Below are 14,319 nucleotides of genomic sequence, written 5' to 3'. Positions count from 1 at the left end.
CTTGTGCTTCTTCTGGGGCATTCCAACGTCCTCTCTACGGCTCAATAGCCTACTTCAGGGAGGACCACTTTCCAGGGGGCAGGCCAGTTGGTGGTGGTATAGGCATCGGCCGCGCTCGCCGCTTGCGATCCGCCCGCCAGGCCTGAGAACGCCAATGCAGCAAATAGCCAAGTTGCCTTCATTACCTGTCTCCCAACGCCGCTATTCAGCTCAGTCGCGGCTCTACGATGGCAACGAGGCGGTCTAATGGCCTTCAGACGAAACTCTTCGTCTCAGGTTTTCGCATTTTGTGTTCGCGGCTCGTCGTGCGAGCTTTCCTTGGTGACCCGCCATCGCCGCTGTTGCCGGCTGCCTCACGGTGGCGGCCTTTCTCTTTGGGTATCGGCGTGCCATCCTCTCCCGAGGGCGGGGCCTTGTAAGGGAGGCTGTCCATGGACAGGCGAAACTGGATCATCGTGGCCATTGCGGTTCTGATCATTGTGGTTTTCGGATTCATCTATTGGCCCACAGGCGAGGAGCCGACCGCATCGCAAGAAGAACCAGCGGCAGAGGAACCAGCCGAACCGGAATCGGCGGACTAAAAGGCCCGTAGGCGCCCATCACTGGGAAACGGTGGCGGGCTCTATAGCTTACCCACCAAGTTGGCACACATAGCCCGGCCGCTTCGGTGGCCGGGCTTTCTCTTTGAGAAGGTCTGTCCCGGCTGGTTTATTCGGCTGGAACTTTGAAGTTGAATTGAACGTCAACCGCTGGACTGAGCCCGAGTGAAACCGAAAAGCCGATGACTTCCACGTATGGATTCTCGTCCCACTTGGCTTTCATATCCGTTGCCCGCTCGATCAGCCGATTCCACAAATCGTCAAGCGTCCCGCTCTGCATGGCTAGGTACTCGGTCTGGCTTCCCGGGAACTCATCCTGAATTTGTGCGAGATCGTTTGCGAATGCGGAGAACGCCGCTGTTCGGTCGGTCATCTCCTGTGCCTGGGCAGTTTCTCCAAGCGCAATCTGCGCCCCAATGACGATCAAAGCGCAACTAACGGCGCCGAAGCGTTGGCAAATCATAATACCCCCCACATGTCGTATTCATGTCGCGTGGACCTGCCGAGCGTCGCAGGAAACCGTTGGAAATCAACGGTAGCAGCTTGCAACATGACGCAACACAGAAATCGCCCTTGCGTGTTTGACGTTGCCGTTTAAATAGTTGGTTTCATTGAGAAAAATCTGGTGCCCAGGGGCGGCACCGAACAGGCGAGCGAGATCAAAGGCTTACGCCTTGGTGGGAAATCCGGAACGTCTCGTTGTATTTCGTAGCTTTTTGCCCGCGTCTTTCCCACCTTTCTGCTTCAGGCGACCGCCGTCCGAGAGATCTGGCCGAAGCTCGCATTTGGTAGAATGCTACCTGCCGTGCACGTCGCGACGGAACGAAAGACGTGTATCCGCGGTCCGGCGAGGTTCGATGACGGGTTCGGACCGCGAAATCCCGTGGCCGAAAAAAAGAGGTTGGTTGTCGGAAAACGCGCCACTTGTTCGTCCTCGGGGTACCAAGCAATGAATACGGGTGAAAGACCCATGAGAAAGATCAAGATCATCGAACACATCTCGCTGGACGGCGTGATCCAGGCGCCCGGCGGACGGGACGAAGACGGTGACTACGAACATGGTGGTTGGATCGTGCCGCATTCCGATCCGGCCGTGGGAGAGGCCATCCATGCAGCTCACGGCAAGGGTTTCGATCTGCTGCTTGGCCGCCGCACCTACGATATCTGGAGCGGCTATTGGCCGAGGATCGCGGACAATCCGATGGCGGATAGTTTCAACGCCGCGACAAAATACGTCGCGACTCACAGGCCGGACAGCCTCGGATGGGGTCCGGTCGAGGACCTGGGCGCGGACATCATGGAGGGTGTTCGCGGCGTCAAGTCAAAGGACGGCCCTGACCTGATCGTCTGGGGAAGTTCGACGCTGACGCCCGTGCTGCTCGAGCAGGGGCTGGTCGACGAGGTCCTGCTGCTCGTCTACCCGGTCTTGCTGGGGCGGGGCAAACGCTTCTTTTCGGATAGTGCCGACCCGCGCGAACTCGCTCTCGTCAGCACGAAAGCCGCGTCCTCGGGCGTGCTCATGAACACTTATCGACCCGTTGGATCGCTGCGGACCGGATCCTTTGCAGAGCCAGCCGCCTGACCAAATGGAGGAGGCGCCCAAGGGCTGGTTTGATTGAGATCTCGCAGGCGCGGCGCGAACAAATACCACCCCCAAGAACCGAGGAGATTAGATATGACCAAACTTGTGACCTGCCTGTGGTTCGACCACGGCGAAGCAAGCAAGGCGGCGGCGTTCTATGCCGCCACCTTTCCGGACAGCCATGTGGATCGGGTGAATGCGTCCGCATCCGACTATCCCGGCGGCAAGGAAGGCAATGAACTGACCGTCGAGTTCACGGTGCTCGGCCAGTCGTTCCTGGGTCTGAACGGCGGCCCGAATTTCAAGGCGAACGAATCCGTCAGCTTCATGGTACTGACTGAAGATCAGGAAGAGACCGACCACTACTGGAACGCGATCGTCGGAAACGGCGGCAGCGAAAGCGCCTGCGGCTGGTGCAAGGACCGATGGGGCTTCTCCTGGCAGATCACGCCGAAGCGGCTGATGGAACTGACGACCGGTGCCGACCGCGCCAAGGCCAAGCGCGCGATGGAGGCGATGATGACGATGAAGAAAATCGACATCGCCGCACTGGAAGCCGCAGCAGCAGGCTAACCCGGCCCAAGGCAACCGCGCCTTGGGGAGCTCAATGAATGGAAATGATCATGCCCAACACCGTTAAACTGCACCGGGTCTTCGCTACCAAGCCCGAAAAGGTCTACCGCGCATTTCTGGAACCTGACGCGGTTGCGAGCTGGCTCCCGCCCTTCGGTTTTACCTGCACGGTCCATGAGCTTGAGGCGAAGGAAGGCGGCAAGCACAGAATGTCCTTCCGAAACTTCACGACCGGGCAAAGCCATTCCTTCGGCGGCACCTATCTGAAACTCGTGCCCGGCGAGACGCTCGTCTACAGCGATGTGTTCGATGATCCGAACCTTCCGGGCGAGATGAAAGTGACCGTCACGCTGAGGGCCGTTTCAGTCGGAACGGAGATGACGGTGGTTCAGGAGAACGTGCCCGATCTGATCCCCGTCGAGGCATGTTATCTCGGTTGGCAAGAGTCGCTGCGCAAGCTTGCTAAACTCGTCGAGCCCGAAATCACGCAATGAACCATCGGCGAAATCGCATCCAACTGCGACAACAAGGAAACCAAGATGACCAACCAGCAGATCACCATCGCCACCACCATCGCCGCGCCGATCGAACGCGTCTGGGAGGCCTACACGACGCCCGCTGATATCACGCGGTGGAACTTCGCTTCCGACGATTGGTGCTGCCCAAGCGCCGAAGCCGATCTGAAGGTGGGCGGCGCCTACAAGGCGCGCATGGAAGCCAAGGACGGCAGTGTCGGCTTCGATTTCGAGGCGGTGTACGAAGAGGTCGAGCCGTACAAGGCGATCACATTGGCCATGAGCGACGGGCGCAGGGCGCGCACGACCTTCGAGGTGGTGGACCCCATAGAGGCGTATGCGCACGCCAATCCCGCTTCGGCGATCGCCCAGATTCATGTTTTTCCGTTCGGCGGGATAAAGGCCGCAGCAACATGGCTGATCGAGCGGGGGACGTGGGCGCGACGCGGAGATTGACGGCAATGTCAGCCAGAATCATAGATGGCAAAGCCATCTCGAAGCGCATTCGCGCTGATGCGCCGATCGCGTCACACGGCTTCGCCTTGAGCACAATATCACGCCGGGACTGGCGGTAATCATTGTTGGAGAAGATCCAGCTTCTCGAATCTATGTGCGGAACAAAATCAGGGCTGCTGAAGACGTAGGCGTGATCTCGCGGCTCTTCGAATTTCCTTCCGAAGCACCCCCTGAGAGCGTTCTTGGGCTTATTGACTCCCTCAATGACAATCCCCTGATCCACGGCATTCTCGTACAACTCCCCCTCCCTCCTCAGTTCAACATCTATTCAGTGCTCCATCGCATCCTTCCGGCCAAGGATGTCGACGGTTTCCATCTCTACAACGTGGGCGGCCTGGTCGTGGGCGAGCGCGTGTTTTCGCCCTGCACGCCCTACGGGGTCATGAAGCTGCTCGAGCACGAAGGCATTTCGGTTGCGGGACAGAACGTGGTCGTCGTCGGCGCCAGCAACATCGTGGGCAAACCCATGGCGCTGATGGTGATGCGCGAGGATGCAACGGTTTCGGTCTGTCACGCCAAGACGCGGGACCTCGCCCAGTTCACCATTCTGGCGGATATATTGGTGGTCGCCGCCGGCGTCCCGGGACTAATCGTCCAGCAGATGGTGAAATCGGGGGCCGTCGTTATCGATGTCGGGATTAACCGCCTCGCATCGGGGCAGATCGTCGGTGACGTCGACTTCGAGAGCGTACGCCAGAAAGCCGCCTATATCACGCCTGTTCCCGGTGGTGTCGGGCCCATGACCGTCACCATGCTAATCGCCAATACGATCCAATCCACAGAACACAAGGCAGATCTTATAGATTGGGATGCGGGCTCTATCTCAGGACCGATGCGCAGCCTGTACTCCCACGCTTGACGCTCGCTCGCAGTCCCATAATGGCAAGCAAACGCGGTTGATCCCAGTTCGCGGATCGCCGAGAAATTGATGTCCGGCGAGACTGATCCGTCAGGAGGCAAACCGATGGCTGACAGGCGTAGTGGGCGGTGCGTGACGAGCACCGCCCGCACATTGATCGACGATCAGGCGGCAGCTTGTTCGATCAGATCTGCAAGAAGCTGAGGTGCATCGACCATGATGTCGTGTCCAGACTGATCCTCCGGCACCCCGTAGGTATCCCAAGTCGGATCGGCCTCGGTGTCTTCGTAGTTCTTGGCGAAGGCAGGTTGCGGAAAACCAAGGGCCCTTACAAACAACTTCTTACCTATCCGCTCGCGCGCGCCGGTAAGTTGGACCTTTGTGAAAACGGCATTCATTGGCTGAGGGGTCATCTTGGCGTTGACCCAATCGATATTCGCTTGTGTTTTTACCCTGAAGGCTTCCGCAGGGATCGGCGGCCTCGCTATGGTGCCTGCTGCACGCAATTCATCAAGCTTCACCTGTTGCTCGGGTGTGTTGGTGTCATAGGCGCTTGTCCCATCCACCGGAAGGAATGCGTCTACCATGACCAGCGAGGATACCTGCTTTTCGACCTTCTCGAGGGCGCCCGAACAGACCCAACCGGCATAGGAATGGGCAACGAGGGTGACGTCGTTGAGGTCCTCCCACCAGAACAGGTTGGTGATATCCTGGATGTGCGTATTCATGTCGACGCCCGCACTGAGCATATGCGAATACTCCGCAAGGCCAGTCATTGTCGGCGTGTACACGCGGTGTCCCTTTGCCCCGAGGATGTCGCGGACATATTTCCAGCACCAACCCCCATGCCATGCCCCATGCACCAGAACGAACGTCTTCCGGCTTGTCTGGGCGACGGCAGGAGCTGCAAGGCCGGACGTCAGGCCGGCCGCCGCAATCGTCGAGGCCCCAGTTAAAACCAAGCGCCGCGACAGTTTTGGGACCGCTTTCGATGAAGCTCCGTCAACTACCCGGCCTTTGGCGTAGGACTTGCGATTGATAGACATGTGGCTCTCCTCCCTCGAACTGTGATGCGCCTTTCTTCACAGGAGACCTGCTTTCGATATCTGGTCGATTTGCTAGGCCTGTCCGGTCGGACCCGGCGCCCGGTCAACCACTGCGATCTCCGCTCGCGCCAGCATTTCCATCAGCCGAACCTTCTCGCACTTAGCGGCGGGGTTATCGAACAGATTGTGCAACTCCTCCGGATCCGCCTCGAGGTCGTAGAGCTCCCCAAAATCGATTCCGTGATAGATTGATAGGCGCCAGCGGCCGTCGTGTAGCGTGTGCACTCTGGGCTGCGGTCCAAAAGCCGGGTCAGTCTTCTGGTGATCATATTGGATAAGGGCGGCGCTGCGCCCCTCGCCGCCGGCAACGGGCAGCCTGATGCCTTGCATGCCGACCGGCGCTTCGATCATGGCGCGTTCAAGTATCGTCGTGCCAATGTCGAGCGTCTGACCAATGGCATCGGTTCGCTCGCCCGTCTTCCCCTCGGGATCCGACCAGATAAACGGCACCCTGGTGATCTGTTCGTACTGCTCTGCACCTTTAAAAAGCAGCCTGTGGTCGCCCAGATGATCGCCGTGGTCTGATGTGAAGATTTTCACCGTATCGTCGGCCCTGCCCGCCAGGTCGAGACTGGAAACAACCGTGCCCACAGCGTCGTCGATCATTGCGATCAGGCCGCAAGTCAATGCACGGGCCTCCAACGCCTCGCGCGCCGAGCACGCGACCGTACCCATGCCCGCAAGGTTTGCCCGCCCTTCCTCGCGCTCGCTGATCGCCGCCGCCACGTGAACGGGCGGCGTCCAATCATTGGCGGCAAAGGCCGCGGGTAACGCCATTTCCTCAGGCTTGTACATATCCCAGTATTTACCCGGCGGATTGAACGGATGGTGCGGATCTGGCCAGGACACCATCAGAAAGAAGGGTTTGTCGCTGTCCTTGCGATCTTCGATCCACTTTGCTGCCCGCTCGGCGATGTAAGCAGTCGAGTAGTGCTCCGGCGCCACCGCCGTGCGCACGGCCTGCGGGCAGGAATAGTCGTGCGGCAGCTGGTTCTTGACGCCGATCTTCGATGCCGCATCCGCATCGCGCTCCGCCAGCCACTGCGCATAGTCTCCACCCGCCGCATCCCCGTGACCGGTCACCAACTCCACATGGTCGAAACCATAGAATGGCGTTGGAACCTTTGGCTGTGGTCCATCCCAAAAGTCAGGCTCTTCGACACGAAAGAACGGGTCCTGATACTCGGAACGCACCGCTTGATCGAGCGGCAAGTCGGCCCGGAAGTAATCCGGCCGCGTCACCGGCGGCTCGATCATCGACGGTCTGCCGCTGAAGTTCTGCAAATGGCTCTTGCCGATCAGCGCGGTTTCGTATCCGGCCGCTTTGAGCACCTCGACGAAGGTCACATTGCGCCGTTCCAATGGAATGCCGTTGGCCCTTACACCATGGCTTGAAGGCATGCGGCAGGTCATAAGGCTAGCCCTGTTCGGCATGCAGACCGGGCTCGCCACATAGAACTTATCGAACCTGACACCGGTGTCCGCCAGCCTCTCGATATTCGGGGTCTTGAGCACCGGGTGGCCATAGCATCCCAGAAAATCAGCCCGGTGCTGATCGGTGATGAAAAGGATGAAATTCGGACGCTTAGGCATTGACCACCTTTGTACGGCTGAGAACAAGGCGCGCGGCAACGAGCGCAATGCCGGTTGCGATGCCAGCCGAGTCGACGAGATGACCGCCGGGAATGGCAGATCCGGGTACAAAGCAAGCAGCACCCGCCAGGATGAATGCCAAGCGCCATACGGCGCTCAGCGTTCCGCCAAAGAAGCCGATCCAGCCTGCCGAAACGAGCCACACGCCGGCAACAGAGAGGACGAAAATCCTGGCGATCTCCAATGGCGTACCTTGCCAGAGCATCTCGGGCGACAAGGCGAAGATGAAAGGCACCACATAGGCCGGCCACCCGAAGACCACCGCAGCAAATCCGGTTTTGACGAAATCCGCCTTTGCTATCGTTGCACCGGCAAATGCCGCGGCGGCCACGGGAGGAGTAATCATCGACAGGATGCCGAAATAGAACGCGAACATATGCGCTGCGATGGGGGGCACCCCTGCTTCCACCATCGAAGGCGCAACAAGCGTCGCGAGCAGCAGATACACCCCCACCGTGGGCATACCCATACCCAATACGATCGAGATGGCACCGGAAAGCAGGAGAACGACCGCGAGGTTGCCTCCGGAGAGATCAATGATCGCCTGGGTCAGTGCAAAGCCGAGACCAGTGATATTGAGCACGCCGATCACCACGCCCGCCATGGCCGAGACCATGAGCAACTGGGTGACGGCAACGCCGGTATCGCCAACCGCCTCGAGCAGCCGTGTCCAACGCATGCGCACACCGCGATAGCCAAACACCAGCGCAATCGGAATGATCAGACCTGTCGCATACATGGCAGCGGTCTGCGGCTGCAGGTTCAAGGTGAACAGCCCGACAATGATCACCACGAAGGGCGAGATATAGAGCCAGCCCTTCGAGAGCACCTCGAACGCTTTGTATCTCATCTCGTCGGCCGAACGGATATCTTCCTTGGCTGCGTACAGGTCGGCCTGGATAAACAGCGACACGTAATAAAGGATCGCCGGGATCAGAGCCGCGAGAATGATATCCGTGTACGGCACCTGCAGAAATTCGGCCATCAGGAAGGCAGCCGCGCCCATCATCGGTGGCATGAGCTGGCCACCCGTCGAGGCCACAGCCTCGATAGCCGCAGCCCGCTCCGACGGATAGCCGCTCCTTTTCATCATCGGAATGGTGATCACGCCGGTCGAGACGACATTGGCCACGGCGCTGCCCGAAATCGAACCGAACAGCGATGACGCGACAACGGCGATTTTGGCGGAGCCGCCGCGATATTTGCCCATCAGCGCCGCCGAAATCTCGGTGAAGAAGTTGGCTCCGCCCGATGCGTTGAGCAAATTTCCGAAGAAGATGAAGGGCACAACGATCGACACCACTACGCCGATCGGCAACCCAATAATCCCGTTCGAGTCCATGCCGAGATAGATCAGCAGCCGGTCGATAGCGATCTCGCGCCCCTGAAAGTGTCCAGGGACAAGGTGCCCTACGAGGCCGAAGGTCAGGAAGAGCAAAACGAAGCCGAAGAGCATCGTTCCCGCGGTGCGCCGCAGGCATTCGGCGACCGAAACGACGATGATAGCCGCCGCGGCCACGGAGCTGAACGGCTTGTCGAACAGGGTCGCGACAATGCCGACATAGTTGACCGCCACGTAGGTGCAGGCGCCAAACGCCAGCATCGCCGCCACAACGTCATACCAGGGCAAACGCGTCTTCGCCGTGTGGCGGGTAAATGGCTGCGCGATGAAGACCGTCGCCAGCGCCAGACCAAGGATGACGGCCAGCAACTGCTCGTTGATCAACACCAGTCCGAAGGCGCGATAAAGATCAAGTGCATTCGCCAGCGAAAGCAGCACCAGAACCGAGCCGATGATCTTGCCGGCCAAAACTATCTTCGGGTTGTCTTGCTCGATATGTTCTGCGGTGTCCGCCGTCGAAACTTCGGGCCCGGACATGTCATTCCTCCCTGGAATGCATTCTTAAAGCTCCTGGCGGCCCACATAGCCGCCGGGAGATGATCATCCGGCAGACGCCGAACGTTTTACAGGCCGGCTTCGGTGTAGAACTGTTCGGCGCCGGGGTGGAAGGGAACGCCGATATCGGTGTGCATCTCGGCCGGATCGAAGCCGTTGAACGCCCCGTTTGCGGCCACCAGAGCCTCTTTGTTGGCGTGAAGCGCCTTGACCAGATTGTAGACCACCTCGTCCGGCACACCCGCGCCGGCGAGAATGACGAAAGGCGTGGTATAGGCACCCTGCGGCTCGGTTATGCCGGGAAAGTTCGGGCCAGGTTTGACCTCGGCAACCCATGCTCCGGGCGAGATGGCCTCGATTTTGGCGTTTGCGTCCTCTGAGTTCTCTATCGGCAGGATACGAATGCCGCCCAAAGCCGCATCCGCCTGCTTGGTGCGCCCTGAGGACAGGGAGAAGAACGTGGCATCGACATTGCCGGCCTCAAGGTCCTCGACGCCACGCACACCGTCCGGCACCGGCACTCTTTGTAAGTCGTCATAGGTCATGCCGACCGTGTTCAGCGTGGCCTCGGCGTTGGTCTGAACTGCCTCCTGCGTGAGGAAATCGGACGCGACGCGCTTTCCCTTGAGGTCCTGCAGTGTATGGATATCGCTGTTCTTGGGCACAATGAAGCCGCTGTAGAGGTCGAACAACACCGCGACCATGCGGATGTTTTCGTTCGGGCTGCTGAATTCGCCCTGGCCGGTATACGCAAAGGCAGCAGCGACCCCATTGGCGATGGAGAACTCCAATTCTCCATTGTTCACCAGCGGAACGACCACATTCGGCCCGCCCTGCGGTACGACACGCATCCGAATGTCGCCCTCCTCGATGGCGACCTTGGACACGGCCGCCCCTGTCGCATAGGCCAGCGAGCCTTGCGGGTTTGTTCCGATCGAAATTGTCTGGGCCGAAGCCGCGCTAGATAGCCCCGCCACGATGGCAGCCGCAAGCAAAATACGAGAAATCATCTTCTCCTCCCTTTTTTGATCCTCTTGAGCAGGAAGCTGACAGGAGAATTCTTGTTATGTAAATTGCTAAACTTGCGGCGAAATATAGCGAAACTGCTATGTTGACGCTAACATCGCTTCACCCGAGAGTGAGCCGGACAATCGATCGGCCACGCAACCGGAAGCGAAGCCGTCAATGACCCATCTGGGCGGATCAGGATATTGGGCGATCAAGAGTGTGCCGCACAAATTTCGCATATCCCTTTCCTGGTTGACTGGACGCCAGGCTATGCTTTTGCCGCCACACGGATATCGTTGATCAACGTTTCGCATGCCGCGCTTCGCGGAATAGCGGGATCGGTACTGATTCCTATAGGCCCCTGAAGCTCAGAGGCGAAAATGTTCAGGCGCCGCATGTCTCCGCGCTTGAGATCCTGCCTGATGACACCCACCGGCACGATCCAGACGAAACCGTTTTCGACCACAAGAGCACGCGCGAGTTCGATGAGATTGGTTTCAACGACGTCACCAAAACCGGTAATCCCATGTTCAAGCAGAAAGCGATCTATTTCATTCCGAATGATCGTATCCGCCTGATGCAAGACGACGCTGTGGTCGCCCAGGTCAGCTAATTCGACATGTTCCAGTTCAAAAAGTACGTGACCGGGGGCGGCAACAAAGGCGATCTCCTCGGAATACAAGTGCTCGAACGCGAGCCCCCTCATGGCCTCTGCCGCAGCGAGGCGGCCATACACGAAATGCACATCTCCACGCCGTAATTTTGAGAGCAGTTCGGCGTTGGTCCCGCTTGCAACATGCACTGTGGTCTTGGGGAAACGCTGCTGAAAATTGCGTACGACGCGGGCGAAAGTCGCTCCCGCAACAGTCGGCAGAGCGCCTGCTTTCACAACGTCCGTGGAGTTGGAGCGGTTGCCGGCCATCGCAACGCCCATGTCGATCTGCGCCAAACCCGAAGTGACATGTCGCTGCAGAAGCTGTCCGGCCTCAGTAAGCTTGGAACCGCGCTGGCTGCGGTCAAACAGCGGTAGCCCGACAACGCGCTCTAATTCACCAATTGTTCTGGAGACTGCCGACTGCGTCAAATGCAACGTTTCGGCCGCACGCACAACGCCCCCCTGCCGGGCAACTTCGAGGAAAACGCGCAGCTGTCTGATCCTGACACGGTTCTTCACAATCACCCTGCTTGCCCCCACTTCCGGAGCGGGCATTCTATGGGCACGTCTTGTGTCGAGCAAACTGCAATGAGGACAGATTGGGCAGCAGCTTGTGTCGCTCCCTTCAGCTTGACAGCGGCTGGATGCGGTGGGCCTTGAAACGGTCGGGCAGGCGGACGATTTCGACACTGTCGACAATGCCGGCCATAGTAAACGGATCGGCATCGATGAAGGCTCGCACCTCGGCTTCGCCCGCCGCTTCGAAAATGCCGAAATTGCCGATATCGGTCTCCCCGTCCGCCTCGGTCAGGGCGCTGCCGGTCAGCACCCTGACGACACCGTTGCCGCCCGATGACACATGGGCGCGGTGCTGTTCGTGCTGCACTTTCTTGACCGCCTGCGAGCCCGGCTTATGCCGGCAGATCATCAGGAAATACATCCCCGCTCCTAGGCCCGGTTCTCCAGCACCACCATACCGGCACCGGTCAGCGAGGCAGGCGCATAGTAATGCTTGTGTTTCAAATCGACCCTCGGATCCATGGCCGCGCGCATGACGAGCCACATGATCAGTTCCGCGCCTTCCGAGCCGAACTGCTCGACATAGTCCTCCCGCGACATGTCGCGGTATTTCTCGTAGTCGTTGGCGATTCCGTCGAGCCAGGCCTCGTCCGCCTCGCGGTTGATGAAGCCCGCGCGGCTGCCCTGCAATTGGTGCGACAGGCCGCCGGTGCCCATGATCACCACACGCTCGTCGCCCGGGAAGCTCTCGATCGTCTCGCGCAGCACCTTGCCCATTTCCCAGCAACGCAGCGGCGTCGGGATCGGATACTGTATGGTGTTCACCCAGATCGGCAAGACCTTGACCGGCCACTTGTCCGGGCGGCCGAAGAACAGCTCCATCGGAACCTGCAGGCCATGGTCGACCTCGATCTCGCGACAAACGAGCGGGTCGAAGTGTCCCTCGACCAGCTTGTCGACGAAATGCCAAGAGAGGTCGGCGGCGCCCGCAAACTCGGGAATGGATCGCGGGCCCCAACCCTCGTCGATCGGCTTATAGCTTTCGGCCACGCCGACGGCGAAGGTCGGAACCCGGTCGAGAAAGAAAGAATTGCCGTGGTCGTTGAAGACCACCACCGCAATGTCCGGCTTGGCTTGCCTCATCCACTCCTTGCCTGGGATATAGCCATCGAAAAACGGCTTCCAGTCCGGCGTATCCGCCATGCCCCTGTCGAGCGCGACACCGATGGAGGGGACGTGGCTCGTGCCAATGCCGCCAATGATCTTGGCCATTTGTCAGACCTTTCCCAAACGCTGCGCTAGGAAGGCGTCGTGGTCCATGCCGGCCTGCGCGGCCCCGATGCGCGTCATCGGCGTTGGGTCGATGGCCGAGATTTTCAGGATGAAGAACAGATTGCCGCCAAGACGCACCATCTCGTGCCAGTCGCGCGCCTTCACGGCCGCCATTTCCTCGTCGGAAAGGCCGTAGCGGTCAAGATAGGCGTCCTCGTCGGCCTTGAAGACTTCGCGGTTCTCGGCACGGCCGAGATCCATCGCCATCTTGTTCATGCGATAGCCCCTGAGGTTCGCCTCGCGATCGAACAGGGGCGTCTCGGGCAGAGCCTGCTTGCCGGCCCCCGACGTATCCGGCATCTTGTCCTCCTTCTGCCAGCCCGCCATCCACATGCGTATGGCCGCGGTCACCGCCTCGGGTTGCTCCAGTGGCGCGAAGTGGCCGGCGTCGTCTATGATCACCAGACGGGCATCGGGCAGCAGCGCCAGCATATCCTCGTGCTGGGAGACCGGGCTCCACTTGTCATGACGCCCCACCGCCAGCAGCACGGGACAGGTGATTGTGCCGAGATAGGCTGAGGCGTCGGGCCGGCCGAGCAGCGCCTCGATCTGGCGCTCGTGCTGCTCGGGACTGGCGCGCAGCACCATCTCGGTCAGCCCGCCCATCAGCACTTCGTCGCCATGGTGGACCTCGTGCACCATGGGCGGCAGCCAGCGCGCCGCCAGTGCCGACATGCCGTCGCTGTAGGCGAGATCGACCAGCTCTTGCCGCTTGATTTCCTCCCCCTCGCGACGGGGATGAATGCCGGTGTCGATCAGGGCGAGCTTCGCAACGCGTTCAGGCGCCAATCTCACCATTTCGAGCGCGATGCGCGCACCCATGGAATGCCCCGCCACCCACAGCACGCCGGGATGCTTGGACAAAATGACTTTGGCCATGTCCGCAATGGAAACGCCGGCGCTGACGTCGGCGATGCTGACTGGCATGTCCTTGCCAAATTCTTGCGCTTGCTTGTGCCAGGCGAAACTGTCGCACAAGAGGCCAGGAACCAGGACGAGCGTTGGCTGGCTCATTTGCTCTGCCACCAGGTTGAATTCAAGTTTCTGATGTGACCCTGGAATTCCTGCCAAAACTCCATCTCAGGGACCGGATTATCTCTTGCGGAGCCGACAAAGCCACATCGCGGATCGACTGTGGCACGATCAATGACAGGAGGGAATTAACATGTAAAATGCTAATTCTGCCCTTGTTAATAGCAATAATGCTATATTATGGCCAGTTCAGCCGATTGGCCACAGAAATGAAACCGGGCGTTCTGGCCGACCTCGCCAAAGTCCGCATGTTTGCGTGTCAAAGATGCGCATCCCACAAATATCGCGCCTTGGCTGCTGGCCAAGCGCATCTTGCGATATATCACATCCTCAACCCGTGGGATCACCTCGCCGGTACCCTCATTGCCGCGGATGCGGGCGCTCACTTAGAGCCTGACCTGAAAAGAATGGAGTGATATCAGTAGGTTGTGATTCCGTCGGATTTGCAAAGATTCGATGGAGGACACGATGCC

15 protein-coding genes are annotated in these 14,319 nt (G+C 59.4%); 6 read left to right on the top strand and 9 right to left on the bottom strand.

Going from position 1 to position 14,319, the window contains the following annotated elements:
• Positions 1-431 precede the first annotated feature (431 nt).
• Complete coding sequence (locus GM910_RS25730) at positions 432-581, top strand: hypothetical protein (protein ID WP_159593550.1); 150 nt, start codon at positions 432-434, stop codon at positions 579-581.
• Between the two features lie 127 nt (positions 582-708).
• On the opposite strand, the gene GM910_RS25725 is transcribed toward GM910_RS25730, so the two are convergent.
• The gene (locus GM910_RS25725) at positions 709-972 is read right to left on the bottom strand and encodes a hypothetical protein (protein ID WP_159593548.1); all 264 of its coding nucleotides are present in this window, start codon (positions 970-972) and stop codon (positions 709-711) included.
• Positions 973-1,569: 597 nt separating this feature from the next.
• Between GM910_RS25725 and GM910_RS25720 the strand changes: the two genes are divergently transcribed.
• From GM910_RS25720 to GM910_RS25700, 5 genes are all read left to right on the top strand, one after another.
• The gene (locus GM910_RS25720) at positions 1,570-2,181 is read left to right on the top strand and encodes a dihydrofolate reductase family protein (RefSeq protein ID WP_159593546.1); all 612 of its coding nucleotides are present in this window, start codon (positions 1,570-1,572) and stop codon (positions 2,179-2,181) included.
• A 93-nt stretch (positions 2,182-2,274) separates the two neighbouring features.
• Positions 2,275-2,754 (top strand): VOC family protein, encoded by a 480-nt coding sequence (locus tag GM910_RS25715; RefSeq protein ID WP_159593544.1) that lies wholly within the window; start codon positions 2,275-2,277, stop codon positions 2,752-2,754.
• 50 nt (positions 2,755-2,804) lie between these two features.
• Entirely contained in the window at positions 2,805-3,248 is a 444-nt protein-coding gene (locus tag GM910_RS25710) for an SRPBCC family protein (RefSeq protein WP_159593554.1), read from the top strand.
• Between the two features lie 45 nt (positions 3,249-3,293).
• Positions 3,294-3,725 (top strand): SRPBCC domain-containing protein, encoded by a 432-nt coding sequence (locus tag GM910_RS25705; protein ID WP_159593542.1) that lies wholly within the window; start codon positions 3,294-3,296, stop codon positions 3,723-3,725.
• A gap of 97 nt (positions 3,726-3,822) precedes the next feature.
• The gene (locus GM910_RS25700; RefSeq protein WP_343033013.1) at positions 3,823-4,644 is read left to right on the top strand and encodes a bifunctional 5,10-methylenetetrahydrofolate dehydrogenase/5,10-methenyltetrahydrofolate cyclohydrolase; all 822 of its coding nucleotides are present in this window, start codon (positions 3,823-3,825) and stop codon (positions 4,642-4,644) included.
• 164 nt (positions 4,645-4,808) lie between these two features.
• On the opposite strand, the gene GM910_RS25695 is transcribed toward GM910_RS25700, so the two are convergent.
• The 8 genes from GM910_RS25695 to GM910_RS27505 form a co-directional block, all read right to left on the bottom strand.
• Positions 4,809-5,690: an alpha/beta hydrolase gene (locus GM910_RS25695; protein WP_159593540.1), complete on the bottom strand. Its 882-nt coding sequence runs from the start codon at positions 5,688-5,690 to the stop codon at positions 4,809-4,811.
• 72 nt (positions 5,691-5,762) lie between these two features.
• Entirely contained in the window at positions 5,763-7,343 is a 1,581-nt protein-coding gene (locus GM910_RS25690; protein WP_159593538.1) for a sulfatase family protein, read from the bottom strand.
• Positions 7,336-9,282 carry a TRAP transporter permease gene (locus GM910_RS25685; RefSeq protein ID WP_159593526.1) on the bottom strand — a complete coding sequence of 649 codons (1,947 nt, stop codon included), beginning with the start codon at positions 9,280-9,282 and terminating at the stop codon, positions 7,336-7,338. The genes GM910_RS25690 and GM910_RS25685 overlap by 8 nt, the downstream gene beginning before the upstream one ends.
• Positions 9,283-9,368: 86 nt before the next feature.
• Entirely contained in the window at positions 9,369-10,310 is a 942-nt protein-coding gene (locus GM910_RS25680; RefSeq protein ID WP_159593512.1) for a TAXI family TRAP transporter solute-binding subunit, read from the bottom strand.
• Between the two features lie 266 nt (positions 10,311-10,576).
• Entirely contained in the window at positions 10,577-11,488 is a 912-nt protein-coding gene (locus GM910_RS25675) for a LysR substrate-binding domain-containing protein (RefSeq protein ID WP_159593504.1), read from the bottom strand.
• A gap of 100 nt (positions 11,489-11,588) precedes the next feature.
• Positions 11,589-11,903: a YciI family protein gene (locus GM910_RS25670; RefSeq protein ID WP_159593502.1), complete on the bottom strand. Its 315-nt coding sequence runs from the start codon at positions 11,901-11,903 to the stop codon at positions 11,589-11,591.
• A gap of 8 nt (positions 11,904-11,911) precedes the next feature.
• Entirely contained in the window at positions 11,912-12,754 is an 843-nt protein-coding gene (locus GM910_RS25665; protein WP_159593500.1) for a class III extradiol dioxygenase family protein, read from the bottom strand.
• Between the two features lie 3 nt (positions 12,755-12,757).
• Positions 12,758-13,828, bottom strand: a complete 1,071-nt coding sequence (locus tag GM910_RS27505; RefSeq protein ID WP_246226370.1) for an alpha/beta fold hydrolase — start codon at positions 13,826-13,828, stop codon at positions 12,758-12,760.
• Positions 13,829-14,319: the final 491 nt, after the last annotated feature.

Origin of the sequence: Chelativorans xinjiangensis (assembly GCF_009812055.1) — a bacterium.
Lineage (GTDB): Bacteria > Pseudomonadota > Alphaproteobacteria > Rhizobiales > Rhizobiaceae > Chelativorans > Chelativorans xinjiangense.
This window is presented reverse-complemented; position numbering and strand designations above follow the sequence as displayed.

Bases quoted from the DNA above. Each gene is read 5' to 3' on its own strand.
- GM910_RS25685 (WP_159593526.1), bottom strand. From the start codon at position 9,282: ATGTCCGGGCCCGAAGTTTCGACGGCGGACACCGCAGAACATATCGAG.
- GM910_RS25725 (WP_159593548.1), bottom strand. From the start codon at position 972: ATGACCGACCGAACAGCGGCGTTCTCCGCATTCGCAAACGATCTCGCA.
- GM910_RS25665 (WP_159593500.1), bottom strand. From the start codon at position 12,754: ATGGCCAAGATCATTGGCGGCATTGGCACGAGCCACGTCCCCTCCATC.
- GM910_RS25720 (WP_159593546.1), top strand. From the start codon at position 1,570: ATGAGAAAGATCAAGATCATCGAACACATCTCGCTGGACGGCGTGATC.
- GM910_RS25670 (WP_159593502.1), bottom strand. From the start codon at position 11,903: ATGTATTTCCTGATGATCTGCCGGCATAAGCCGGGCTCGCAGGCGGTC.
- GM910_RS25680 (WP_159593512.1), bottom strand. From the start codon at position 10,310: ATGATTTCTCGTATTTTGCTTGCGGCTGCCATCGTGGCGGGGCTATCT.
- GM910_RS25710 (WP_159593554.1), top strand. From the start codon at position 2,805: ATGCCCAACACCGTTAAACTGCACCGGGTCTTCGCTACCAAGCCCGAA.
- GM910_RS25705 (WP_159593542.1), top strand. From the start codon at position 3,294: ATGACCAACCAGCAGATCACCATCGCCACCACCATCGCCGCGCCGATC.
- GM910_RS25695 (WP_159593540.1), bottom strand. From the start codon at position 5,690: ATGTCTATCAATCGCAAGTCCTACGCCAAAGGCCGGGTAGTTGACGGA.
- GM910_RS27505 (WP_246226370.1), bottom strand. From the start codon at position 13,828: ATGAGCCAGCCAACGCTCGTCCTGGTTCCTGGCCTCTTGTGCGACAGT.
- GM910_RS25730 (WP_159593550.1), top strand. From the start codon at position 432: ATGGACAGGCGAAACTGGATCATCGTGGCCATTGCGGTTCTGATCATT.
- GM910_RS25690 (WP_159593538.1), bottom strand. From the start codon at position 7,343: ATGCCTAAGCGTCCGAATTTCATCCTTTTCATCACCGATCAGCACCGG.
- GM910_RS25715 (WP_159593544.1), top strand. From the start codon at position 2,275: ATGACCAAACTTGTGACCTGCCTGTGGTTCGACCACGGCGAAGCAAGC.